Origin of the sequence: Rhodococcus daqingensis, from assembly GCF_042665615.1 — a bacterium.
Lineage (GTDB): Bacteria > Actinomycetota > Actinomycetes > Mycobacteriales > Mycobacteriaceae > Rhodococcus_G > Rhodococcus_G daqingensis.
Map to the genome: position 1 here is coordinate 104576 of NZ_JBHTCS010000009.1, position 22252 is coordinate 126827.

Here is a 22252-nt window from a genome sequence, read left to right on the forward strand (position 1 = left end):
CCATCCGAGGTTCCTGGTGCTTCGTGACGTCTTGTGGATGGATTCGGGGCTGTGGACAACTGGCCCACGGCACACGTCTCCCGGTCGGTGCCCGCGGCTACGCTCGTCCGCGTGAGTTCCGAGAAGATGCTGGCCCGGATCGGCGGCCTCCTGCGGCAGGCCGAGTCCACCACCAACCCGCACGAGGCCCAGGCCTTCATGGAGGCCGCGCAACGGCTGGCCACCGCGACCTCGATCGACCTCGCCGTCGCGCGCTCGCACACCTCGCGCCGCGAGCAGCGCGTCACCCCCACCCAACGGGTCATCGCGATCGGCGAGATCGGCAAGAAGGGCCTGCGCACGTACGTGCACCTGTTCGTCAGCATCGCGGCCGCCAACGACGTGCAGTGCGACGTCGCGCACAACTCGACGCAGGTCTTCGCCTACGGGTTCGGCACCGACATCGACGCCTGCGAGGCGCTCTACTCGAGCCTGCTGGTCCAGATGGTCCGGGCGTCGGACGCGTTCATCAAGTCGGGGGCGCACCGCCCGGTCGCGGGGGTGACCGCCCGGTTGAACTTCCAGCTCGCGTTCGCCGCCCGGATCGGCGAGCGGCTGGCCACCGCGAAGAAGGCCGCCGAGGCCGACGCGGTGCGCGCGGATCAGGCCGGAACCGAACATGCGGGCACCGCGCTCGTGTTGCGCGACAAGCAACTCGAGCTGTCGGACTTCTACCGTCAAACGTCGCAGGCCCGCGGGACCTGGCGGGGGTCCAAGGCCACCGCCGGGCACTCGTCGACCGCACGCCGGGCCGGCGACCGGGCGGGCCGGGCCGCGCGCCTCGGCCATGCGCCGGAGCTCGCGGCGGCGACGAAGCAGCTCGAATGAGCGCCGACCGCGACAGCCAGCGCAACCGGGTCTACGAGGCTGAGTCCTTGGTGCGCACGGTGTTCGACCGCGCCGACCGCGGCGCGCGGGAGCTCGAGCTGTTCGGTTCCACGATCACGCTGCCGGTCGAGCGGAAGTTCGCCTCGATCGAGTCGGTGCAGGACTACGCGGACCGCGTACTGGCCCTGAACTGGGTGCGCGAGCTATGGCCGGGCGCGGCAGTCCCGGTGGCGGTCCGCGCGCGGGCCGGGGCGGCGGCCGCCCACTACGAGCCCGGTGCGGCGACCATCGCGGTCCCCCTGCACACCCGGGGCACCGCCTGGGCGCTGCGTGAGCTGGTGGTCCTGCACGAGCTGGCCCATCACCTCGAGCCGGACGGCGCGGCGCTCGCCCCGCACGGCCCGGAGTTCGTCGACCGCTACCTGGTCCTGGTCGGCGAGATCATCGGCGGCGAGGCTGCCTTCGTGCTGCGGACCACGATGCTAGAGAACGGCGTCCGGATCGCCTGACCCGCGCCCGCCCGAGATCGCGCACACCCAATGCCGAGATCGCACACCCGTTGAGCGATCATGGGGTGTGCGATCTCGGCAGAAAGTGTGCGGTGTGGGCGCGCCCTACTCCCCGAACGGCCCGTTCTCGGGCAGCCGGAGGTCCGACTTCTCGAGTTCCTCGATGTTGACGTCCTTGAAGGTGATCACCCGGACGTGCTTGACGAACCGCGCCGGGCGGTACATGTCCCACACCCAGGCGTCGGCCATCCGCACCTCGAAGTAGATCTCCCCGTCCGCGTTGTGCGGGATCAGTTCGACGGAGTTCGCCAGGTAGAACCGGCGTTCGGTCTCCACCACGTAGGCGAACTGGCCGACGATGTCCTTGTACTCACGGTAGAGCGAGAGCTCCATCTCCGTTTCGTACTTCTCGAGATCTTCGGCACTCATCGGTTTCGCCGTCCTCCTGCTCTGTGGTGAACCATCATCATCCCGCACGCACCTCCGCGGTGTACATTTCGCCCACCGCATCGGCCACCAAGCGGTCGTCCCGTACCGGATCGCGCTGCATGAGACGCGCGGCCGCGACATTCGCGTATGACATCCGGTGCTGCCGACTCGGGCCCAGCGCGGCCATCGCGGCGGTGTGTGCCGCCGTGCTGTACCCCTTGTGCGCGGCGAACCCGTACCCGGGCAGCTCCGTGTCCATGGCCACCATGGTGCGGTCGCGGGAGACCTTCGCCAGCACGCTGGCCGCCGCGATACACGCCGCCGAGGCATCGCCGCCGATCACCGGGAGCGACGGCGCGGGCAGGCCCGGCACCCGAAACCCGTCGGTCAGAACGTATCCCGGGGCCAGCGAGAGTCCCGCGACCGCGCGCCTCATGCCCTCGATGTTGGCGACGTGCACGCCGAGCGAATCGACCTCCCAGGCCGGGATCTCCACGATGCACCACGCCCGGGCCAGGCGCGTGATGGCCGGGAACAGCTCGTCCCGCGCCCGCTCGGTCAGCTTCTTGGAGTCGTCGAGCTTCGCCAGCGCCGGGTGCGGTTTGGGCCCGAGCGTGCAGGCCGCGACGACCAGCGGGCCCGCGCAGGCACCGCGGCCGGCCTCGTCGACCCCGACCACAGGCCCCAGGCCGCTCCGGATGAGGGCCGACTCCATCGTCCGCAGGCCTGCGGCCCTGCGAATGATCGTCCTCGGTGGCCAGGTACTCACTTTCCTTGGATATCAGGCGAGTCGATGAGGCCCCACCGCGAGGGCGGCAGCACGATGGCGACGGCTTTGCCGATGACATTGTCCACGGGCACGCTTCCGTTGTACTCGTCGCCGACGTGGTAGCGCGAGTCCGCGGAATTGCTGCGGTTGTCGCCCATCATCCAGAGGTTGCCCTCCGGGACGGTGACCGGGCCGAAGCAGCGGCCCGACTTCAGCGGGGTGTGGCAGTCCTGGGTGCCGGGCGTGAACGGGAAGTCCGTGACGACATACGGCTCGTCGATGGGTTTGCCGTCGACGAGGATCCGGCCCTGGTCATCACAGCACTCGACGGTCTGGCCACCGGTCGCGATGACGCGCTTGACGAGATCGTTCTCGTCCGGCGGCACGAGTCCGACCAGGGAACCGACCTCCTGGAGACCGCGGACCACCGGGTTGGACGATCGGGTCGAGACGAATCCCTGGTTCCACGAATCCGGGCCGAGGAAGACGATCACGTCGCCGGGCTGGGGTTCGCCGAAGCGGTAGCTGATCTTCTCGACGGCGATCCGGTCGCCGGTGCAGCCGTTGCAGCCGTGCAGCGTGGGTTCCATCGACTCCGACGGAATCAGGTACACCCTGACGATGAATGTCTGCAGCAGAAAGCTCATCACGAGCGCGACGAGAATGAGTACGGGGAGCTCCCGCCAGAACGAGCGGGGTTTCTTCTCAACCCTCCCCGACGTCGATTCGGGGGATTCAGCACCATCCGGCGCCGTCGATTCCTGAGGGGTATTTACCACCGGATCAGGTTAGCCCGGCCCCGGAACGGTTGCGCTGTTCCGGGGCCGGGCCGACGTGAAAAAAGCTCAGCGCTTTTCCTTGATCTTGGCGGCCTTGCCACGCAGATCGCGGAGGTAGTACAGCTTGGCGCGACGGACGTCACCACGGGTGAGGACCTCGACCTGAGCGATGTTGGGGCTGTGCACCGGGAAGGTGCGCTCGACGCCGACGCCGAAGGAGACCTTGCGGACGGTGAAGGTCTCGCGGATGCCGCCGCCCTGGCGACGGATCACGACGCCCTTGAAGACCTGCACGCGCTCCTTCGAGCCTTCGATGACCTTGACGTGCACGTTCAGCGTGTCGCCGGGACGGAACTCCGGAATGTCGTCGCGGAGAGAGCGGGCGTCCAGAAAGTCCAGGGTGTTCATCGGTTGTTCCATCCTTGCGTTTTCGCACGAGTAGAGGAACCGAGCGGCACAGCTCACGGTGCTCGGCTGGTTCGTACTCCGATTAGGTAGGTGTGGCCTGTACAGGCAACCCGTCAATTGTGCCAGACGACCAGGACGGGGCGAAATCGGGACTACCGGGGCACCCGCTCGTGGTGCGGGGCCGGGGGCGCGGCGTGCACGGTCCGCTCGAGCTCCTCCTCCGTCGCCACCCTGGCGTGCTCGGCGCTGGGCTTGCCCGCGACGAGGTCCTGCACGTAGATCTTCGCCCGGATCATCGGCCGGCGGTACCGCTTCTCCCGTTCGAGGGCCCTCCGCATCCGCTTCGGCCGGTCCCCGTATCGCCACCGCGCCCACGGCGCGCCCGGGCGACTCAGCCGGATCGCGCCGACCAGCAGAGCCGGGAAGAAGAACATGCCGAACAGGCCCGTCCAGATCTTGCCCTTGGCGATCACAACGGCCGCGATCAGGAAGCTCAGCAGCGTGAGCAGCGCCACCAGCGCGCGGACCCACCCCGGGGCCTCCCCGCGGAAGTCCTCGACGTCCAGGATCGCCGTGGGACGGGCACCGAGGAGCAGCAGTCCGGTGACGGCGATGGCCACGAACACGGCGTCGACGGAGGTCCGGCCCTGCTCGGCCCAGTACACGTCCTTGAGATAGAAGATCAGCGCGAACTCGTCGAGCACCAGGGCGGCGCCGATTCCGAACGCCGCCGCGAGCACCGCGCCGGTCGTCGAGCTGCCGTCCTCGTAGACGGCGATCACCCACACGCCGCTGATGAGCATCGTCACCACGCCGAACACCACGTGGTGCACGTGCTGGCCGCCCGGGGTGACGTTGCCGGGCCACCACCGGACCTGCGCCCGGATCATTCGCACGCTGAGCCGGATGAACGCGAAGCCACCGATGAAGCCCAGGAAGAACATGAGCAGCGGCAGCTTGCCCGGTTCGATGATCGCGTGCTGCAGCCACCCGCCCATCAGCGTGGCCCCGGCGCCCTGACGATGCACCGGAACCCGAGGTGACAGGTCGAGGTCTCCTCGGTCTCCCCCTGGCGGGCGGCGGGGCGATAGCGAAGGCAGTAGTTGGGCGCGCACAGGTGCGAGCCGCCCTTGATGACCCGGCGCGGATAGCTCTCACCGTCGGCCTGCGCGGCTGACTCCGACCTCGGATTCCGCGGGATGCAGCATGAGCTCGCCGGGTTGACGTTCTTCCCGCCCGCGCTGTGGTCGGCGGTGTGGAAGTCGGTGGTCCACTCCCAGACGTTGCCCGCCACGTCGACCAACCCGTAACCGTTGGGCCGGAAGCTCCCGACCGGCGAGGTGCCGACGAAGCCGTCCTCGGCAAGGTTCTGCCACGGGAACTGGCCCTGCCAGGTGTTGGCCTGCTGCTTCCCGCCCGGGGTGTACTCGTCGCCCCACGCGTAGGCCTTGCGGTCCAGGCCGCCGCGGGCGGCGAACTCCCACTCGGCCTCGGTCGGCAGTTCCTTGCCCGCCCATGCGGCGTAGGCCTTGGCGTCCGCGTACGCCACGTGCGTCACCGGGTGCCGCTCGCGCCCGCCGACATTGCTGTCCGGGCCCTCCGGGTGACGCCAGTCCGCGCCCGGCACCCACGACCACCACTGCTGGTAGTCGTCGAGCGAGACCGGCCCGGACGGCGGCGTGAACACCAGCGAGCCGGGGACCAGCAGCGCCGGGTCCGCGCCGGGATAGTCGGCCGGGTCCGGCGCGGTCTCGGCCACGGTCACGTGTCCGGTGTCCTTCACGAAACGCCGGAACTCCGCGACGGTCACCTGGTGGGTGTCCATCCAGAATCCGTCCACCTCGACCTGATGGACCGGCCGCTCCTCCGGATAGAAGTCCTCCGACCCCATCCAGAAGACGCCGCCGGGCACCCAGGACATGTTCTTGAGCGAACCGGACCCGGGAGACCCGGCCCTCGCGGTCGCCGGCTTGTGCGGCTCGATGTTCAACGACTGCGTGTGCGGAGCCATGAGACGAAGCATGTCACCTCACCGGCACCGCGCGCAGCCACCACAGTCACCCGTTTCGGGTGGTTCCCGGACTCCCCGCGACTGCCAGCATGCCAACCATGGGAACAGCCATCGGTGACATTCTTCCGCTCGCGCTCGGCGTGGCGATCAGTCCGATCCCGATCATCGCCGCGATCCTCATGCTGCTGACGCCGAAGGCGGGGAGCACCGCGACGGCCTTCACCGCCGGCTGGATCCTCGGCATCGCCGTCGCCTACGCCGTGATCGTGGCGATCGCCAGTGCGGTCGGCCTGCAGACCTCGTCGGGCGGCAACGCGACCACGGCGACGATCAAGATCGTGCTCGGCGTCGCCCTGCTGGGCCTCGCCCTGAAACAGTGGAGGGGCAGGCCCGCGCCCGGCGCGGAACCGACGATGCCCGCCTGGCTCGCCGCCATCGACAAGGTCACCCCCGGCAAGGCGCTGGGTCTCGGCTTCGCGCTGTCCGCGGTGAACCCGAAGAACCTGCTGATGATCGTCGGCGCTGCCGTCGCGGTGGCCAACCTCGGGGTCAGCGGCGCGACCATCGTCGTCGCCGGAATCGTGTTCACGATCCTGGCCGCCAGCACCGTCGCCGTCCCGGTGATCGCCTACTTCGTCGCCAGGGAGAAGGCCACGGCGTGGCTCCAGAATCTCAAGTCCTGGCTGACCGCGAACAACGCCGCCGTGATGGCGACGCTGCTGCTGGTCATCGGCGTGGTGATGATCGGCAAGGGCATCGGCGGGTACTAGGCGCTTCGCGCTTGTGCGCGGTTGACGAGTCCCTGGACTCGTCAACCGCGCACAGGCGGCGGAGCCGCCTATTTGCCGAAGCCGGCCTTGCGGAGGGCGTCGGCCATCGAACCGCCCGCGGGGCTGTTGCCCGACCCGCCGCCCTGACGCAGGCCGCCGGTGCGCTGCCCGCCGTTGCGCGGGCCGCCACCCTGACGCGACCCACCATCGCGCTGGCCACCCTGACGCTGGCCGCCCCCGCCGCGCTGACCGCGCGGGCCGTCCTGCTTGGCGGCGCCGGGCTCGTCGTCCAGACGCAGGCTCAGCCCGATGCGCTGACGCGGGATGTCGACCTCCATCACCTTCACCTTGACGACGTCGCCGGACTTGACCACCTCGCGCGGGTCCTTCACGAAGTTGTGCGACATTGCGGAGACGTGCACGAGCCCGTCCTGGTGCACCCCGACGTCGACGAACGCGCCGAACGCGGCGACGTTGGTGACCACGCCCTCCAGCGTCATGCCGGGCTTGAGGTCCGCGACCTTCTCCACACCCGATGCGAAGGTCGCCGTCTTGAACTCCGGGCGCGGGTCACGGCCCGGCTTCTCCAGCTCGGCGATGATGTCGGTGACGGTCGGGAGGCCGAACTTCTCGTCGGCGAAGTCCTGCGGCCGCAGCGCCCGCAGCGCCGTGGTGTTGCCGATGATCTCCTTGACCCCGGTTCCGGTGGCCTCCACGATCCGCCGTACGACGGGGTACGCCTCCGGGTGCACCGCCGAGGCGTCCAGCGGATCGTCGCCGTCGGTGATCTTGAGGAAGCCCGCGCACTGCTCGAACGCCTTCGGGCCCAGCCGCGCCACCTCGAGGATGCCGGCGCGGGCCCGGAAGGGACCGTTCGCGTCGCGGTGCGCGACGATCGACTCGGCCAGCGAGCCGGTGATGCCCGAGACCCGCGAGAGCAGCGGCACCGACGCGGTGTTGACGTCGACGCCGACGGCGTTCACCGCGTCCTCGACCACCGCTGCCAGCGAGCGCGCCAGCAGCGTCTCGGAGATGTCGTGCTGGTACTGGCCGACGCCGATCGACTTCGGATCGATCTTCACCAGCTCGGCCAGCGGGTCCTGCAGGCGGCGCGCGATCGACACCGCGCCGCGGATGGACACGTCCAGGTCCGGCAGCTCGGCGGAGGCGTACGCGGAGGCCGAGTACACCGAGGCGCCCGCCTCCGAGACCATCACCTTGGTCAGGCCGGCCTCCGGGAACTTCTTGATCAGGTCCGCCGCCAGCGCATCCGTCTCGCGTGAGGCGGTGCCGTTGCCGATGGCGATCAGGTCGACCTTGTGCTTGGCGGCCAGCGCGGCGAGCGTCGCCAACGACTGGTCCCACTTGTTCGCCGGCTGGTGCGGATAGATGGTGTCGTGCGCGAGCACCTTGCCGGTGGAGTCGACGACGGCGACCTTGGTGCCGGTGCGGAAGCCGGGGTCCAGGCCCATCGTGGTGCGGGTGCCCGCGGGGGCGGCGAGCAGCAGGTCCTTGAGGTTCATCGCGAACACATCGACGGCGTCTTGCTCGGCGGCCTGACGCAGTCGCATCCGGGTGTCGATGCCGAGCGTGATGAGCATCTTGGTCTTCCAGGCCCAGCGGACCGTGTCGAGCAGCCACCGGTCCGCCGGACGTCCGCGGTCCGCGACGCCGAACCGGCCCGCGATACGACCCTCGTAGACGCTGACCTCGCCGAGCGGGAGCTCCTCGGTCTCGGGATCGAGGGTCAGCGAGAGCACCTCCTCCTTCTCGCCGCGGAACATGGCGAGAATGCGGTGGCTGGGCAACTTGCCGAACGGCTCGGAGAACTCGAAGTAGTCGGCGAACTTGGCGCCCTCGGTCTCCTTGCCCTTGCGGACCGCGGACTTGACCTGGCCGCGGGTCCACATCAGCTCGCGCAGCTCGCCGACCAGGTCGGCGTCCTCGGCGAACTGCTCGACCAGGATGGCGCGGGCGCCCTCGAGCTGCTCGGCGTCGTACTGCGCGGGATCCGTGGTCGGGTCCGACAGCAGGGCGTCGGCGACGGGCTGGTGCCCGGCCTCGCGCGCGATCTGCGCCTTGGTGCGACGCTTCGGCTTGAACGGCAGGTAGATGTCCTCGAGCCGGGCCTTGGTGTCCGCCAACATGATCTGGCCCGCGAGATCGTCGGTGAGCTTGTCCTGGGAACGGATCGACTCGAGCACCGCGCCCCGGCGCTCGTCGAGCTCACGCAGGTAGCGCAGGCGCTCTTCGAGCGTGCGCAGCTGGGCGTCGTCGAGGGTGCCGGTGACTTCCTTGCGGTAGCGGGCGATGAACGGGACCGTCGCGCCGCCGTCGAGCAGTTCCACCGCAGCGCGGACCTGCTCCTCCCGGACGTCGAGTTCGGTGGCGATACGTGCGTTGACTGATTTCAGAACGGGTGCGTTCACAGCTGAGGTCACGGCGATCGACCCTACCGGCAGGCGCCGACACCACCCGACACCTCGGGACCGTCAGGACTCGAGAACCGCGCGATCCGCGTCGGAGAGTTCGACGTGTTCGAGCAGGTCGGGGCGCCGCTCGCCGGTGCGCAACAGCGACTGGTCCCGCCGCCACCGGGCCACCTTGGCGTGGTCGCCGGAGAGCAGGATCGGCGGCACCTCGAGCTCGCGCCAGCTCACGGGGCGCGTGTAGCTGGGGCCCTCCAGCAGTCCGTCGGAGAACGAATCCTCTTGGTGCGACTGCTGATTGCCGAGCACGCCGGGGAGCAGCCGGACAACGGCCTCGGCCATCACGAGGACCGCGGCCTCGCCCCCGATGAGCACGTAGTCACCGATGCTGACTTCCTCGACCCGCACCCGCCTGGCGGCGTCGTCGAACACCCGCTGGTCGATGCCCTCGTACCGGCCGCAGGCGAACACCAGGCGCTTCTCCCCCGCCCATCGGTGCGCGGTGTCCTGCGTGAAGGGCACACCGGCCGGGGTGGGGACCACCAACAGGGTCTCGGGGTCGGGCTCGGTCCCGAGCACCTCGTCGAGCGCCTCGCCCCACACCGTCGGCTTCATCACCATGCCCGGGCCGCCGCCGTACGGCGAGTCGTCGACGGCCTTGTGGACGTCGTGCGTCCAGTCCCGCAGGTCGTGCACCCCGACGGAGATCAGGCCCTTGTCGATGGCCTTGCCCAGCAACGCCGTACGCAACGGCTCGAGGTACTCGGGGAAGATCGTGATGACGTCGAGGCGCACAGCTACTCCGGATTCAGAAGTCCCTCAGGCGGATCGATCTCGATGACTCCGTCGGCGACGGACACGGAGGTGACGATGGCCGCGACGAACGGGATCAGGATCTCGCCGGTCTTCTGCCCCTCCGGACGGACGGAGAGCAGCTCGCCCGCGGCCGAGTGCAGCACCTCGTTGACGGAGCCCACCGGGGTGCCGTCGGCCAGCCGGACGGCGAGGCCCTCGAGCTCGTGGTCGTAGAACTCGTCGGGATCATCCGACGGCGGCAGGTCCGCGGTGTCGACGATGAACAGCGTGCCGCGGATCGCGTCCGCGGCCGTGCGGTCGTCGATCCCCTCGAGACGCAGCAGAAGCCGCCCGGAGTGTTCCCGGGCGGCTTCCACCGTGTAGCTGGTGAGTTTCTGCTCGCGGGGCTTGCGGCCGTGCAGCACGGTGCCGACCGCAAAACGCTCATCGGGGTCGTCTGTCCGTATGTCCACGGCCAGTTCACCCCTGATGCCGTGTGACTTGGCCACACGCCCGATGACGAGCTCCACTGATCGCTTACTGATCGGTGTCGACCACGTCGACGCGGATGCCGCGGCCACCGATACCGGTGACCAGGGTCCGCAGCGCGGTGGCGGTGCGTCCGCCACGACCGATGACCTTGCCCAGGTCCTCGGGGTTCACGTGCACCTCGACCGTCCGCCCACGGCGTCCGGTCGAGAGCTCGACCCGGACGTCGTCGGGGTTGGCGACGATGCCGCGAACGAGCTGTTCGACGGCATCGGCGACAACGGCACTCACTTGTCAGAAGCCTCGGAGTCCGCGGCGGCCTCGGCCTCGGCGGGAGCCTCGGCAGCAGCCTCGGCCTCGTCGGCCTTGGCGGCCTTCTTCTTCTTCGGGGTGATGGCCTCGGCCACCGGCTCGCTGTCGGCCTGCGCCAGCGCGGCCTGGAAGAGCTCCAGCTTGGTCGGCTTGGCTTCCTTGACCTTCAGGGTGCCCTCGGCGCCCGGCAGGCCCTTGAACTTCTGCCAGTCGCCGGTGATCTTGAGCAGGTTCTCGACCGGCTCGGTCGGCTGCGCGCCGACACCCAGCCAGTACTGCGCACGCTCCGAGTCGATCTCGATCAGGGAGGGCTCTTCCTTGGGGTGGTACTTGCCGATGGTCTCGATCGCACGGCCGTTGCGGCGGGTGCGAGAGTCGGCGATGACGATGCGGTAGTGCGGGGTACGGATCTTGCCGAGCCGCATGAGCTTGATCTTGACAGCCATGGTGGAGCCTTTCAGATGGTCACGGCGCAATTCAGCGATGCGCAAGGCCTGCGCACCCGGTTTCGCGTTGGGGGGTGTCGTGACCGCCGCGCGGTACGTAACCGGAGACGGGCGAACAGCGGTCCATTCTGCCAGACGATGAGGTCGCGCCGTTAATCGCCCGGGGCCGCCGGTGTTTCGCGCTCCCGCGGCGGCAACCTCGGCCTAGACTCCGATGGCACGCAATCGTCGCAGGTCGGTGACGAATTCCACCGGAGTCGTCGCTCGTTCACGAGGGGGATCCATGTCCAACGCGCCGTTCGCAGCGCCCGCCGCGGGACCGCCGGTCACGGCCGTCGGCCGGCCGAACGCACTCGGCATCGCAGTGCTCACGCTCGGCCTGCTCAATCTGTTGCTCGGATTCGGCCCCTACTTCGTCCGGTCGTCCGGCGACGAGATCAACGTCAGCGGCTTCCTGCTGCCGCAGGGGCTGCTCGTGGTCGTCTTCCTGCTGTTCTCCGGCATCAGCGCGGGCCTGTCGACCGTGGCGCGGCTGTCCCAGTTCCCCGGGGCGGCGCCTGTCCTGCGGGCCATCGCGACCGCGGCGGCCGCGGTCGGCGCCCTGCTCGCCCTCTTCCTGCTGATCGCGATCAGCAATGTCCCCACCCTCACCGGCGACTTCATCGGTGACTCCGACGACGACCTGAGCCTCGGCGTCTCGCTCGGGTGGGGCGGGATCGCGATCCTGGCCCTGGCGATCCTGCAAACGCTGCTCGCGTTCGCCGCGCTCGCCTACGACCTCGGGCTGGTGCAGCCGCGCGGTGCGCGGACGCCCGATCCGACGGGAGTCCTCCCGCCCGGGCCTGCGGAGGGCTTCGCCTCGGAGGCCCCCGAACCGACGGCTACCACGGTGGGCTCGCCCGCGCCGACCAAGCCGTATACCCAGGCGCTCGCGCTGGACCCGTACACCCCGATGCAGACGCTCGGCCACATCGCCCAGTCCGACCCGGCGCTGCGTCCGTACGTCGCGGCGAACCCCAGCGCCTACCCCGACCTGCTGGACTGGCTGGCGGAGCTGGACGATCCCGAGGTCGACGCCGCGCTGAAGGCGCGCCCGGATCGCGCCGAAGCCAAAACCGGGAACAAGGCCGCGGACGGCGCCGCCGACAAGGACATGACCGGCAACACCGCGAAGCAGTCCGCGGACAAGGCCACCGCGAAGGACGCCGAGAAGGTGGAGGCCCCGTGACCCCCGACGACGCGCCGCGCCCCGCAGCAGAGGCGACTCCCCCGCCGCCACCGCCGCCGCCTCCCGCCCAACCTCAGTTCATCCAGTCGGCGGCGCCCGCACCCGGTCGCGAGCCGCTGTCCTGGAAGGGCTGGCTCGGCATCGTCGCGGGCGTCACGGCCGCGGTCGTGCTGCTCGCGGGCGGCGGCTTCCTGCTCAACTGGTCACTGGCCCGCGACACCGACGGCGAAGCGACCGCCACCACCGAAGAGTCCTACGACAGTGACGCTTTCAGCAGTGGCGGCGATTTCGGCAGCTTCGACGGCGACCTCACTGCCGTCACGCCGACCGGTGCCGTCCCCACCTGCGCCGGCTATCCGCCCGCGGTGGACTCGACCGGCCGCAAGAACTCCTATGAGGCCCCGAACGCCACCGACGGCGACCTCACCACCGCCTGGCGCTGCGCGGGCACGAAGGGCCAGGTGCTCTCGGTGAGCTTCGCCTGCAAGCTCGACCTCACCTCCGTCGGGATCGACCCCGGCTACGACAAGAAGGACGTGGACGGCTCGGACCGGTTCGTCCAGAACCGCAAGGTCACGAAGGTGACCTGGGCCTTCGACGACGGCACCTCGGTAACCCAGGAGGTCCGGCCGGAGCGCGGTATTCAGGCCCTCGAGGTCGACAAGGCGGCCAAGACGGTCACCCTGACGATCAACGAGACGGTGGACGGTCAGCCGGTGAAGAACGCGGCAGGCCAGGAGTCCGCGCCGTTCAACGACGTCACCTCGGTCAGCGAGGTCCGGTTCACCGGTCGCGCCGACGCCGGGGCCGACCCCTGCGTCAAGTAGACCGCCGCATCACACGAACCGGCCGCGCACCTGCACCACGCGGCCGCGGAGCATGACGAGGTCCGGGGCGGCGAGCACCTCGGGCCCGGTGCGCGGATCCTGCTCGTAGACGAGCAGGTCGGCGGACGCGCCCGGCTCGAGACCGGGACGACCGAGCCAGGCGCGGGCGTCCCAGCACGCTGCCCCGAGCGCGGCGGTCGGTCCCAGGCCGGCCTGCGCGAGCGCGGCGACCTCGTCCGCGATCCGGCCGTGCACGATCGAGCCGCCCGCGTCTGTGCCCGCATAGATCGGGATTCCGGCGTCGTGCGCATCGCCGACGGTGCGTCGAACCCGCGAGTGCAGCTCACGCATGTGGCGCGCGTACGCGGGGTACCGGGTGGCCGAATCCGCGATGCCGGGGAAGGTGTCGATGTTGATCAGCGTCGGCACCAGCGCGGTTCCGCGCTCGACCATCAGCTCGATCGTCTCGGAGGTCAGGCCGGTGCCGTGCTCGATGCAGTCGATGCCCGCGTTGATCAGGCCCGGCAGCGCGTCCTCGGAGAAGACATGTGCGGTGACCCGGGCGCCGACCCGGTGCGCGGCCTCGATGGACTCCTTGAGGATGTCGTCGCTCCACAACGGGCGCAGGTCGCCCACCGACCGGTCGATCCAGTCGCCGACGATCTTGACCCAGCCGTCGCCGAGTAGCGCCTGCTGGGTGACCGCCTCCGGCAGCTGCGACTCGTCCTCGAGATCGACCGCCAGGCCGGGGATGTACCGCTTCGGCATCGCGATGTGTCTGCCGGCCCGGATGATCCGCGGCAGGTCCTCGCGCGCGTCGAGGTCCCTGGTGTCCACAGGCGACCCCGCATCACGCAGCAGCAGCGCGCCGACCGCGCGTTCGGCCTCGGCCTGCGCGATCAGTCCTGGCTCGTCCTCGTGACCCCCGCCGTACTTGATGCCGACGTGGCAGTGCGCGTCGACCAGCCCGGGCAGGATCCAGCCCGATTCGCACAGGGACTCCGCGCCGGGCACCGGCCGATCGGAGATCACCCCGCCGCCGACCCACAGGTCCAGCGGCTGCCCGTCGGGCAGCCCGACACCGCGCAGCCGGAAGGACTCGGAGCGGGCGGGCGCCACGGTTACTTCTTGGGCAGCTTCAGCTGGGACAGGTCGATGCCCTCGAGGCCGGGCGGCAGCTCGTCGAGCCCCTTCGGCATCTTCGACAGGTCCATGCCCGCGGGCAGACCGGGGAATCCGGCGGGCATCCCGCCCGGCATGCCGCCGGGCATGCCGGGGAAGCCGCCGCGGATCTTCGGCTGCGTCGGCCCCTTGCCGCCCTTCTTGCCCTTCTTGCCCTTCTTGCTGCGCTGGCTCGAGCGGGCACCCGGCATTCCCATCCGGCCCGCCATCGCGGCCATCATCTTGCGGGCCTCGAAGAACCGGTCCACCAGCTGGTTGACGTCGGAGACCTTGACACCGGAGCCGTTGGCGATGCGCAGCCGGCGGGAGGCATTGATGATCTTCGGGTCCTCGCGCTCCGCCGGCGTCATACCGCGGATGATCGCCTGGACGCGGTCGAGCTGCTTCTCGTCGACGTTGGCCAGCGCGTCCTTCATCTGTCCGGCGCCGGGCAGCATGCCGAGCAGGTTTCCGATCGGCCCCATCTTCCGCACGGCCATCATCTGCTCGAGGAAGTCCTCGAGGGTGAGCTGGCCGGAGCCGATCTTCTGGGCGGTGGCCTCGGCCTGCTGCTGGTCGAAGACCTGCTCGGCCTGCTCGATCAGGCTGAGCACATCGCCCATGCCGAGGATGCGGCTGGCCATCCGGTCCGGGTGGAAGACGTCGAAGTCCTCGAGCTTCTCGCCGGTGGAGGCGAACATGATCGGCTCGCCGGTGATCTCCCGGACGCTCAGCGCCGCGCCGCCGCGGGCATCGCCGTCGAGCTTGGTGAGCACCACGCCGGTGAAGCCGACGCCCGACTTGAACGCCTCCGCGGTGTGTACCGCGTCCTGACCGGTCATCGCGTCGAGGACGAACAGCACCTCGTCCGGTTCGACCGCGGCGCGGATGTCCGCGGCCTGACCCATCAGCTCGTCGTCGATGGCGAGGCGTCCGGCGGTGTCGACGATGACGACGTCGTGCTGCTTGGTGCGGGCCTCCGCGATGCCCTGGCGGGCAACCTCGACCGGGTCCGCGGCCGAGACGCCGAGCGGGTTCTCGCCGCCGCCGATCGACGTTCCCGGGTGTGGCGCGAACACCTGCACACCGGCGCGCTCGCCGACGATCTGGAGCTGGCTGACCGCGCCCGGGCGTTGCAGGTCACACGCCACCAGCAGCGGGGTGTGGCCCTGACCGGACAGCCACTTCGCGAGCTTGCCGGCGAGGGTGGTCTTACCGGAACCCTGCAGGCCGGCCAGCATGATGACGGTCGGCGGGTTCTTCGCGAACTGCAGCCGGCGGGTCTCGCCGCCGAGGATCCCGACGAGCTCCTCGTTGACGATCTTGACGACCTGCTGCGCCGGGTTCAGCGCGCCGGAGACCTCGGCCCCCTTGGCGCGCTCCTTGATCTTCGCGATGAAGGTGCGCACCACCGGCAGCGCGACGTCGGCCTCGAGCAGGGCCAGCCGGATCTCCCTGCAGGTGGCGTCGATGTCGGCGCCGGAGAGGCGCCCCTTGCCCCGGAGGTCCTTGAGGGCACCGGTCAACCTGTCGGAAAGGGATTCGAACACCGATCGGGCTCCTGGCTGTCGCGTGGACGTTTTCCGTCAAGCCTAGCCGCTCTACCCGGTGCCCCCCTCCGTGGCGCCGTCGACGGCGTCCCCGCTCTTGCGCGGCCGGGGCGCCGGCACCACCGCGAGCATCGCCTCCTCGAACTCCTCCCTGGTGACCCGCGAGTCGGTGTCGCCGAGGTGGAGGCAGAACGCGTCGACCACCGACGCGCCGAGCGTGGCGACCCGCGCCCAGCGGATGTCGGCGCCGTGTCGCTCGAGCACGCTCGCCAACCGGCACAGCAGGCCCAGCCGGTCCTCGGCCCTCAGCTCGAGGATCACCTGGCCCTCCACCGGGGTGTCGAACCAGATGATCCGCGGCGGCGCCTGCGCGTACTGCACCGGCACACCCTCGGTGCCCCGATCGAGCGCCTGTTCGGCCAGCGCCTGCTGCTCCTTCTCCTCGAGCATCGCCACCAGGTCCAGCTCCCCCGCGATCGCCCGGATCAGTTCCTGACGCAGGAGGCCGGCCTGGGGCGGCGCACCGAACCGGGGCGCCACCGTGAACGAGTTCACCGCCGCTCCCCGGTGACTGCCGAGGGAGGCCGAGAGCACGCGCAGCGAGTGCAGCGCCAGCACACCCGCGGCGTCCGACAGCAGGCCGAGGGTGTCCGGGGCGACGACCGTCACGGTGTAGGTGTGCGCACCCTCCGCGGGCTGCAACAGCACATGAACGCCGCCGTCCTCGGCCAGCGCCGCATGCTCCGGATCGATCGGATCCGGCGTCGGCAACTGCTCACCCGCCATCACCATGCGACAGCGCCGGACCAGCTCCCGGATCAGCGACGACTTCCAGTCGCCCCACACCCCCGGACCGGTGGCCAGGGAATCGGCCTCGGCGAGGGCGTAGAGCAGCTCGAGCACCACGGTGTCGCCGTCCAGCGCCTCCGCGACCATCCGCACCGTCGCCGGGTCGTCGAGGTCGCGACGGGTGGCGGTCTCCGGCAGCAACAGGTGGTAGCGGACCATCGCGCTGAGCACCGCCACGTCCGATGGCCACAGCCCGAGCCGGTTCCCGATCTGATTGGCGAGTTCGGCACCGACCAGGCTGTGGTCGCCCCCGCGCCCCTTCCCGATGTCGTGCAGCAGGGCGCCGAGGACCAGGAGGTCGGGTCGGGAGACCCGGGTGGTGAACCCGCTGGCGTAGGCGGCGGTCTCGACGAGATGCCGGTCCACCGTCCACGTGTGCACCGCGTCGCGGGGCGGCAGGTCGCGGATCGCCCCCCATTCCGGCAGCAGCCGGCCCCACAGCCCGGTGCGGTCGAGCGCTTCGATCACCGCGATCGTGTTCCTGCCGGATCCGAGCAGCACGAGCAGGTCGTCGAGCGCCTCCTTCGGCCACGGCTCCCGCAGCTCGGGGGCGCTGTCCGAGAGCCGGTTCAGCGTCGAGGCGGAGATCGGCATGCCGGTCTGCGCGGCCGCGGCCGCCACCCGCATGATCAGCCCGGGGTCCTTGTTCGGTTTGGCGTCGCGCGCCAGCACCACCTCGCCCGCGTGCTCGACCACGCCCTCGTCCAGCGGGCGCCGCACCGGTACCCTGCGCAGCCTCGACAGGCCCCGGCGCGGCAGGGCGTTGCCCGCCGTCCGCAGCCCGACATCGACGGAATAGCTGATCGTGCGGGCGGAGTCGCTGAGCATCCGGGCCAGGTCGAAGCGGTCCCCGATCCGGAGCGCCGCGCCGATCTCGTCGGCGTCCTGGGCACGGAGCTGGTCGCGCGCGCGTCCGGCCACCCGGTGCAGTTCGGTGCGCACGTCCAACAACCGCTCGTGCGCGAATGCCAGTCCGCCGCCCGGTGTCTGCGGCCCCAGGCCCGGCACCGCGTCGGTCAGCTGGGCGATGGCCAGGGCGCTGAGCAGCTGGATGTCCCGCAGCCCGCCGCGGCCGTTCTTGATGTCGGGCTCGGCCCGGTGCGCGATCTCGCCGCTGCGGGCCCATCTCGCGCGGGACTGCTCGACGAGTTCGTCGAAACGCGAACGGATCCCGGTGCGCCACTGCCGCCGCACCCCGCCGATCAGCAGGTTGCTCAGTTCCACGTCGCCCGCGATGTGCCGGGCCTCGAGGAGGCCGAGCGCGGCGGTGAGGTCCGAGGACGCGACCTGCAGCGCCTGCGGGACGGTCCGCACGCTGTGGTCGAGCTTGATGTGCGCGTCCCACAACGGATACCAGAGCCGGTCGGCCACCTCGGAGACTACGGCCGGGTCGAGATCGTCGTGCAGCAGCACCAGGTCCAGGTCGGAGTACGGGAGCAGCTCGCGACGCCCGAGCCCGCCGACGGCGACGATGGCGAAACCGCTGTCCGGCTTGATCCCGAGCTCCGCGCCCTTGGTGGTCAGCCAGAACTCGTGCAGGTCCACCAGCGCCTGACGCAGGGCGACGGTGTCGAGGCGACGGGTCCGGGAACCGCCGTCCAGCAACTGCTTCCGGGCACGGACCAGATCGTCGGCGGCAACCATGCCCCCGGACGCGGGTGGCCCCGACCCCGCCGACGTCGCGGCGGGATCGGGGCCACCAGATCCGGACCCTGTTGGGTCAGAGCGCATCCGCGCCCCGTTCACCCGTACGTACGCGGATGACGGATTCGACGGGCGAGACCCACACCTTGCCGTCTCCGATCTTCCCGGTACGTGCGGCCTCGACGATCACCTCGACGACCTTGTCCACGGCGGCGTCGTCGACGACGACCTCGACGCGAACCTTGGGTACGAAGTCGACCGAGTACTCGGCGCCGCGGTACACCTCGGTGTGGCCCTTCTGGCGGCCGTAGCCCTGGACCTCACTGACGGTCATACCGAGCACCCCGGCCTGCTCCAGGCCGGTCTTGACGTCCTCGAGGGTGAACGGTTTGACGATTGCGGTGATCAGCTTCATGTTTCTCATGCCTCCCTGACGGTCGAGCGCCCCGGTACCGAGCTTCCGCCGAGTGCGGCGAAGTCGTATGCGTTCTCAGCGTGTTCTGCTTCGTCCACGCCGAGCGCCTCGGCCTCGTCGCTGGCCCGGAGGCCGATCGTGTACTTCACGATGAGCGCGACGATCGTCGTGGCGACGAGCGAGTACAGCAGAACCGCACCCGCACCGGCCGCCTGACGCCACAGCTGGTCGAAGCCACCACCATAGAACAGTCCCTTGACGCCCGCGGGAGCCTCCGCCGTCGCGACGAATCCGACCAGCAGGGTGCCGACGAGGCCGCCGACGAGGTGGACGCCGACGACGTCGAGCGAATCGTCATAGCCGAAGCGGTACTTCAGGCCGACCGCGAGGGCGCAGAGGACACCCGCGACGACACCGATGAACAGGGCACCGAGCACGTTCACCGAGGAACAGGCGGGGGTGATGGCGACCAGGCCGGCGACGATGCCGGACGCGGCGCCAAGGGTGGTGGCGTGGCCGTCACGGATCCGCTCGACCAGGAGCCAGGACAGCATCGCGGCGCAGGTCGCGATGACGGTGGTGATGAAGGTGGCACCGGCAATCCCGTTGGAGCCCACGGCGGATCCCGCGTTGAAGCCGAACCAGCCGAACCACAGCAGCGCCGCGCCGAGCATCACGAAGGGGAGGTTGTGCGGGCGGAACGGCGTCCCGGGCCATCCGCGGCGCTTGCCGAGGACGATGGCGAGGACCAGGCCCGCGATGCCGGCGTTGATGTGGACCGCGGTACCACCCGCGAAGTCGATCGCCTTGAGCTCGTTGGCGATCCAGCCGCCCTTCTCGGCGGTGACGCCGTCGAAGGCGAAGACCCAGTGCGCCACTGGGAAGTACACGATGGTCGCCCACAGGCCGGCGAACAGCAGCCAGGGGCCGAACCGGAGGCGGTCGGCGACGGCGCCGGAGATCAGGGCGACGGTGATGATCGCGAACATCGCCTGGAAGGCGACGAACACGGTGGCCGGGATGGTGCCGACCAGCGGGATGGCCATGTCGGCCCCGGTGTCGGCGTCGGCCAGGTAGGCGCCGCCGAAGATGCCCTTCAGGCCGAAGAACTGGAAGGGGTCACCGATCAGGCCGCCCTTGTCGTCACCGAAGGCGATCGAGTAGCCGTACAGGACCCAGAGGATGCCCACGACGCCCATCGCGCCGATGCTCATCATGATCATGTTCAGCACGCTCTTGGCCCGAACCATGCCGCCGTAGAAGAACGCGAGCCCCGGCGTCATCAGCAACACGAGCGCGGCGCTGATCAGCATCCACGCGGTGTCCCCGGTGTCCGGCGCCCCGATTGTGGGAAATTCCACGTTGAGCCTCCTCCTTCTGTCGTCCCGCCCCTTGCGGCTTTCGACTTGGTGTGAAGACTGCTCAGCCGGTGTTTCAGCTGTGGCGCTGCCGTGTTTCGCCCGAGTGAACGCATCCCGGGAATGTGTTGCTTCTACGTTTCACGAAACTGTCGTCCCCGTGAATGTCCCTGTGCGGAGGCCGAGCCGGGCGGGGCCGCGCGCGTTCGTTACTGATTCGTTAGGCGTCCGGCGACGGCCGGGCCCGCGTCGAGAGAACCGCAGCCACACCGAGGGTGCGAATGCCAAGCCCTGGGGTACCTGTCCGTTCCGAGGCTCCGGGGCGATCGTGAAAGCCCCAGACAACACCACCGAACAAAGGAGTCGAGATGAACCGCACCCCGCCCTCACCGCCGCCAGGCGACGTCCGACCGAGGCGTCGAGTGGTCGCCGGACTCGCGACCATGGCTGCCTTCGCCGCCGTTGCCGCCGTGGGCCCCGGCGTCGCGCTCGCCCAGGCCGGACTCAGCAAGAACCACAACGAGGTGATGGTCACCGTCCGGCGATAGGCCCGGCACACCGCTCAGCCGTCGACCGCCTCGAGCTCGCCCCGACAGGTGCGGGTCTTGGGGTGGTCGGCGCCGACGTGGCCTCCTCCCCGGGTCGATCGTGAGGAGGCAGCGTTCACCCAGCAAGGAGTCGAAATGAGAGAAAGCGACACTCCCCCGACCGAACAGCCGCGCACCGCCTCGAGCCGGCGATTCGTCGCCGGACTGGCCACCACCACGGTTGCAGTCGCGCTCGCCGCGATCGGCCCCGGGGTCGCGATCGCGTCGGCTGCGCTGACGCGGAACCACAACGAGGTCATGGCCACCGCGCGCCGGTGACCAACCGAAGGGAACCCCCTGATGAACCGGAATCGAAGTCCACACCGGCAGCAGATCGACATGCCCCCGCCGACGCGACGCCGGATCGCCGCCGAGCTCGCCACCATCGCCGCGACGGTGACAGTGGCCGCGATCGGGCCGGGACTCGCGCTCGCTGAGGCAAAACTGACCCACAACCACAACGAGGTGATGGCCACCGCGCGCCGGTGACGGTCCGGTGCACCGCGATTCCCGACCGCAGCCGGGCCGGCCGCGCCGCGGCCCTCGGGTCAGCCGAGCAGGGCGTCCACGAAGGCACCGGGCTCGAACGGCGCTAGATCGTCGGCGCCCTCCCCGAGCCCGACCAGCTTCACCGGCACACCCAGCTCGTGCTGAACCTGGAAGACGATGCCGCCCTTCGCGGTGCCGTCGAGCTTGGTCAGCACCACCCCGGTGATGTCGACGACCTCGGCGAACACCCGGGCCTGCACCAGCCCGTTCTGGCCGATCGTCGCGTCGAGCACCAGCAGCACCTCGTCGACCGAGGCGCGCTTCTCCACCACCCGCTTGACCTTGCCGAGCTCGTCCATCAGTCCGGTCTTGGTGTGCAGGCGGCCCGCGGTGTCCACGATGACGACGTCGACTCCGGTCTCGATGCCCTTGCTCACCGAGTCGAACGCGATCGCGGCCGGGTCGGCGCCCTCGTTGCCGCGCACCACCTCGGCCCCGACCCGCTCCGCCCAGGTCTGCAGCTGATCCGCCGCGGCCGCACGGAAGGTGTCGGCCGCACCGAGCAGGACCCGGCGGCCGTCGGCGACGAGCACCCGCGCCAGCTTGCCCGTGCTCGTGGTCTTGCCGGTGCCGTTCACGCCGACCACCAGCAGCACCCCGGGGGTCGAATCGTGCGGCAACGCCTTGATCGAGCGATCGAACTCGGGATGGAGCGCCTCGATCAGCACCGCGCGCAGCAGCGCCCTCGCCTCCGCGTCGGTCTTGACCGTGCCCGCGGCCATCTCGGCACGCAGCCTGGTCACGATCTGCTCGGTGGTGGCGCTCCCGAGGTCCGCGATCAGCAGCGTGTCCTCGATCTCCTCCCAGGAGGCCTCGTCCAGGTCTCCGCCGCCGAGCAGGCCGAGCAGGCTCTTGCCGACCGCCGACTGGGACCGCGCGAGGCGTCCTCGCAGCCGGTCCAGCCGGCCCTCGGTCGGAGCGATCTCCTCCAGCGCCGGCGCGGCCGGGGCGGGAACGGGCTCCGGCACGACGGGCTCCGGCACGACAGGGGCCGCCTCGGCGGGCGCAGGCGCGACGGGCGTGGGCGCCGGCTCGACGGGCGCGGGTGCCGCCTCCTCGACCGGTGGCGCC

Annotated in this window: 24 protein-coding genes and 1 pseudogene (1 of these 25 only partly in view); 8 read left to right on the forward strand and 17 right to left on the reverse strand. The window is 70.2% G+C overall.

Annotated elements, in window-relative coordinates; translation table 11 throughout:
• Positions 1 to 111 precede the first annotated feature (111 nt).
• Together ACFQS9_RS04950 and ACFQS9_RS04955 are read left to right on the forward strand one after the other, a co-directional pair.
• Complete coding sequence (locus tag ACFQS9_RS04950) at positions 112 to 867, forward strand: DUF2786 domain-containing protein (protein ID WP_378402170.1); 756 nt, start codon at positions 112 to 114, stop codon at positions 865 to 867.
• Positions 864 to 1376 carry a TIGR04338 family metallohydrolase gene (locus ACFQS9_RS04955; protein ID WP_378402172.1) on the forward strand — a complete coding sequence of 171 codons (513 nt, stop codon included), beginning with the start codon at positions 864 to 866 and terminating at the stop codon, positions 1374 to 1376. Before ACFQS9_RS04950 ends, ACFQS9_RS04955 begins: the two co-directional genes overlap by 4 nt.
• A gap of 105 nt (positions 1377 to 1481) precedes the next feature.
• Here ACFQS9_RS04955 and ACFQS9_RS04960 read toward each other — a convergent pair whose 3' ends face one another.
• The 6 genes from ACFQS9_RS04960 to ACFQS9_RS04985 all read right to left on the reverse strand — a co-directional run bounded on the left by ACFQS9_RS04960 (position 1482) and on the right by ACFQS9_RS04985 (position 5682).
• The gene (locus ACFQS9_RS04960) at positions 1482 to 1805 is read right to left on the reverse strand and encodes a DUF2469 domain-containing protein (protein WP_072750096.1); all 324 of its coding nucleotides are present in this window, start codon (positions 1803 to 1805) and stop codon (positions 1482 to 1484) included.
• A gap of 37 nt (positions 1806 to 1842) precedes the next feature.
• A complete protein-coding gene (locus tag ACFQS9_RS04965; RefSeq protein WP_378402174.1) occupies positions 1843 to 2574 on the reverse strand; it encodes a ribonuclease HII in 732 nt (243 codons plus the stop codon).
• On the reverse strand, positions 2571 to 3353 hold the full coding sequence (gene lepB / locus ACFQS9_RS04970; protein ID WP_378402176.1) for a signal peptidase I: 783 nt from the start codon (positions 3351 to 3353) through the stop codon (positions 2571 to 2573). Before lepB ends, ACFQS9_RS04965 begins: the two co-directional genes overlap by 4 nt.
• A 66-nt stretch (positions 3354 to 3419) precedes the next feature.
• Complete coding sequence (rplS, locus tag ACFQS9_RS04975; RefSeq protein ID WP_027499292.1) at positions 3420 to 3761, reverse strand: 50S ribosomal protein L19; 342 nt, start codon at positions 3759 to 3761, stop codon at positions 3420 to 3422.
• Positions 3762 to 3913: 152 nt separating this feature from the next.
• Positions 3914 to 4759, reverse strand: coding sequence for a hypothetical protein (locus ACFQS9_RS04980; protein ID WP_378403142.1), 846 nt, complete (start codon positions 4757 to 4759; stop codon positions 3914 to 3916).
• A complete protein-coding gene (locus tag ACFQS9_RS04985) occupies positions 4759 to 5682 on the reverse strand; it encodes a formylglycine-generating enzyme family protein (protein WP_378403144.1) in 924 nt (307 codons plus the stop codon). Before ACFQS9_RS04985 ends, ACFQS9_RS04980 begins: the two co-directional genes overlap by 1 nt.
• 188 nt (positions 5683 to 5870) lie before the next feature.
• Between ACFQS9_RS04985 and ACFQS9_RS04990 the strand changes: the two genes are divergently transcribed.
• On the forward strand, positions 5871 to 6542 hold the full coding sequence (locus tag ACFQS9_RS04990; protein ID WP_378402179.1) for a GAP family protein: 672 nt from the start codon (positions 5871 to 5873) through the stop codon (positions 6540 to 6542).
• Between the two features lie 68 nt (positions 6543 to 6610).
• On the opposite strand, the gene ACFQS9_RS04995 is transcribed toward ACFQS9_RS04990, so the two are convergent.
• The 5 genes from ACFQS9_RS04995 to rpsP are packed head-to-tail and all read right to left on the reverse strand — an operon-like array spanning position 6611 to position 11013.
• Complete coding sequence (locus ACFQS9_RS04995; protein WP_378402181.1) at positions 6611 to 8983, reverse strand: Tex family protein; 2373 nt, start codon at positions 8981 to 8983, stop codon at positions 6611 to 6613.
• A gap of 51 nt (positions 8984 to 9034) precedes the next feature.
• A complete protein-coding gene (gene trmD / locus ACFQS9_RS05000) occupies positions 9035 to 9766 on the reverse strand; it encodes a tRNA (guanosine(37)-N1)-methyltransferase TrmD (RefSeq protein WP_378402183.1) in 732 nt (243 codons plus the stop codon).
• A gap of 2 nt (positions 9767 to 9768) precedes the next feature.
• Positions 9769 to 10296, reverse strand: coding sequence for a ribosome maturation factor RimM (gene rimM / locus ACFQS9_RS05005; RefSeq protein ID WP_378402185.1), 528 nt, complete (start codon positions 10294 to 10296; stop codon positions 9769 to 9771).
• A gap of 7 nt (positions 10297 to 10303) precedes the next feature.
• Complete coding sequence (locus ACFQS9_RS05010) at positions 10304 to 10546, reverse strand: RNA-binding protein (RefSeq protein ID WP_027499286.1); 243 nt, start codon at positions 10544 to 10546, stop codon at positions 10304 to 10306.
• Complete coding sequence (gene rpsP / locus ACFQS9_RS05015) at positions 10543 to 11013, reverse strand: 30S ribosomal protein S16 (RefSeq protein ID WP_072750102.1); 471 nt, start codon at positions 11011 to 11013, stop codon at positions 10543 to 10545. The genes ACFQS9_RS05010 and rpsP overlap by 4 nt, the downstream gene beginning before the upstream one ends.
• Before the next feature lie 283 nt (positions 11014 to 11296).
• Here rpsP and ACFQS9_RS05020 point away from each other — a divergent pair, with 283 nt between their 5' ends.
• A complete protein-coding gene (locus ACFQS9_RS05020) occupies positions 11297 to 12241 on the forward strand; it encodes a DUF5336 domain-containing protein (protein WP_378402188.1) in 945 nt (314 codons plus the stop codon).
• A complete protein-coding gene (locus ACFQS9_RS05025; RefSeq protein ID WP_378402190.1) occupies positions 12238 to 13068 on the forward strand; it encodes an NADase-type glycan-binding domain-containing protein in 831 nt (276 codons plus the stop codon). The genes ACFQS9_RS05020 and ACFQS9_RS05025 overlap by 4 nt, the downstream gene beginning before the upstream one ends.
• A 9-nt stretch (positions 13069 to 13077) precedes the next feature.
• Here ACFQS9_RS05025 and ACFQS9_RS05030 read toward each other — a convergent pair whose 3' ends face one another.
• From ACFQS9_RS05030 to ACFQS9_RS05050, 5 genes are read right to left on the reverse strand one after another with little or no spacing between them, the layout of a single operon-like run.
• Positions 13078 to 14187 carry an amidohydrolase family protein gene (locus ACFQS9_RS05030; protein ID WP_378402192.1) on the reverse strand — a complete coding sequence of 370 codons (1110 nt, stop codon included), beginning with the start codon at positions 14185 to 14187 and terminating at the stop codon, positions 13078 to 13080.
• Positions 14188 to 14189: 2 nt separating this feature from the next.
• Complete coding sequence (gene ffh / locus ACFQS9_RS05035) at positions 14190 to 15779, reverse strand: signal recognition particle protein (RefSeq protein ID WP_378402195.1); 1590 nt, start codon at positions 15777 to 15779, stop codon at positions 14190 to 14192.
• Between the two features lie 51 nt (positions 15780 to 15830).
• Positions 15831 to 18359 (reverse strand): [protein-PII] uridylyltransferase, encoded by a 2529-nt coding sequence (locus ACFQS9_RS05040; RefSeq protein ID WP_378402197.1) that lies wholly within the window; start codon positions 18357 to 18359, stop codon positions 15831 to 15833.
• Entirely contained in the window at positions 18349 to 18687 is a 339-nt protein-coding gene (locus ACFQS9_RS05045; protein ID WP_005240467.1) for a P-II family nitrogen regulator, read from the reverse strand. Before ACFQS9_RS05045 ends, ACFQS9_RS05040 begins: the two co-directional genes overlap by 11 nt.
• A 5-nt stretch (positions 18688 to 18692) precedes the next feature.
• Positions 18693 to 20000: an ammonium transporter gene (locus tag ACFQS9_RS05050; protein ID WP_378403146.1), complete on the reverse strand. Its 1308-nt coding sequence runs from the start codon at positions 19998 to 20000 to the stop codon at positions 18693 to 18695.
• Positions 20001 to 20413: 413 nt separating this feature from the next.
• Between ACFQS9_RS05050 and ACFQS9_RS05055 the strand changes: the two genes are divergently transcribed.
• From ACFQS9_RS05055 to ACFQS9_RS05065, 3 genes are all read left to right on the forward strand, one after another.
• Positions 20414 to 20593: a hypothetical protein gene (locus ACFQS9_RS05055; RefSeq protein ID WP_378402199.1), complete on the forward strand. Its 180-nt coding sequence runs from the start codon at positions 20414 to 20416 to the stop codon at positions 20591 to 20593.
• Positions 20594 to 20728: 135 nt separating this feature from the next.
• Positions 20729 to 20911, forward strand: a complete 183-nt coding sequence (locus ACFQS9_RS05060; RefSeq protein ID WP_378402200.1) for a hypothetical protein — start codon at positions 20729 to 20731, stop codon at positions 20909 to 20911.
• Between the two features lie 21 nt (positions 20912 to 20932).
• Complete coding sequence (locus ACFQS9_RS05065; protein ID WP_378402202.1) at positions 20933 to 21121, forward strand: hypothetical protein; 189 nt, start codon at positions 20933 to 20935, stop codon at positions 21119 to 21121.
• Between the two features lie 59 nt (positions 21122 to 21180).
• On the opposite strand, the pseudogene ftsY reads toward ACFQS9_RS05065, so the two are convergent.
• A pseudogene (ftsY, locus tag ACFQS9_RS05070) lies at positions 21181 to 22252 on the reverse strand (signal recognition particle-docking protein FtsY); it runs 253 nt beyond the window's last position.

What these genes read in the sequence shown, in the direction of transcription:
- ACFQS9_RS04955 (WP_378402172.1), top strand. Translation starts at nt 864, where the DNA reads ATGAGCGCCGACCGCGACAGCCAGCGCAACCGGGTCTACGAGGCTGAG.
- ACFQS9_RS04960 (WP_072750096.1), bottom strand. Translation starts at nt 1,805, where the DNA reads ATGAGTGCCGAAGATCTCGAGAAGTACGAAACGGAGATGGAGCTCTCG.
- rplS (WP_027499292.1), bottom strand. Translation starts at nt 3,761, where the DNA reads ATGAACACCCTGGACTTTCTGGACGCCCGCTCTCTCCGCGACGACATT.
- ACFQS9_RS04980 (WP_378403142.1), bottom strand. Translation starts at nt 4,759, where the DNA reads ATGGGCGGGTGGCTGCAGCACGCGATCATCGAACCGGGCAAGCTGCCG.
- ACFQS9_RS04985 (WP_378403144.1), bottom strand. Translation starts at nt 5,682, where the DNA reads ATGTCCTGGGTGCCCGGCGGCGTCTTCTGGATGGGGTCGGAGGACTTC.
- ACFQS9_RS04990 (WP_378402179.1), top strand. Translation starts at nt 5,871, where the DNA reads ATGGGAACAGCCATCGGTGACATTCTTCCGCTCGCGCTCGGCGTGGCG.
- rpsP (WP_072750102.1), bottom strand. Translation starts at nt 11,013, where the DNA reads ATGGCTGTCAAGATCAAGCTCATGCGGCTCGGCAAGATCCGTACCCCG.
- ACFQS9_RS05020 (WP_378402188.1), top strand. Translation starts at nt 11,297, where the DNA reads ATGTCCAACGCGCCGTTCGCAGCGCCCGCCGCGGGACCGCCGGTCACG.
- ACFQS9_RS05040 (WP_378402197.1), bottom strand. Translation starts at nt 18,359, where the DNA reads ATGCGCTCTGACCCAACAGGGTCCGGATCTGGTGGCCCCGATCCCGCC.
- ACFQS9_RS05045 (WP_005240467.1), bottom strand. Translation starts at nt 18,687, where the DNA reads ATGAAGCTGATCACCGCAATCGTCAAACCGTTCACCCTCGAGGACGTC.
- ACFQS9_RS05050 (WP_378403146.1), bottom strand. Translation starts at nt 20,000, where the DNA reads ATGCTGATCAGCGCCGCGCTCGTGTTGCTGATGACGCCGGGGCTCGCG.
- ACFQS9_RS05055 (WP_378402199.1), top strand. Translation starts at nt 20,414, where the DNA reads ATGAACCGCACCCCGCCCTCACCGCCGCCAGGCGACGTCCGACCGAGG.
- ACFQS9_RS05060 (WP_378402200.1), top strand. Translation starts at nt 20,729, where the DNA reads ATGAGAGAAAGCGACACTCCCCCGACCGAACAGCCGCGCACCGCCTCG.
- ACFQS9_RS05065 (WP_378402202.1), top strand. Translation starts at nt 20,933, where the DNA reads ATGAACCGGAATCGAAGTCCACACCGGCAGCAGATCGACATGCCCCCG.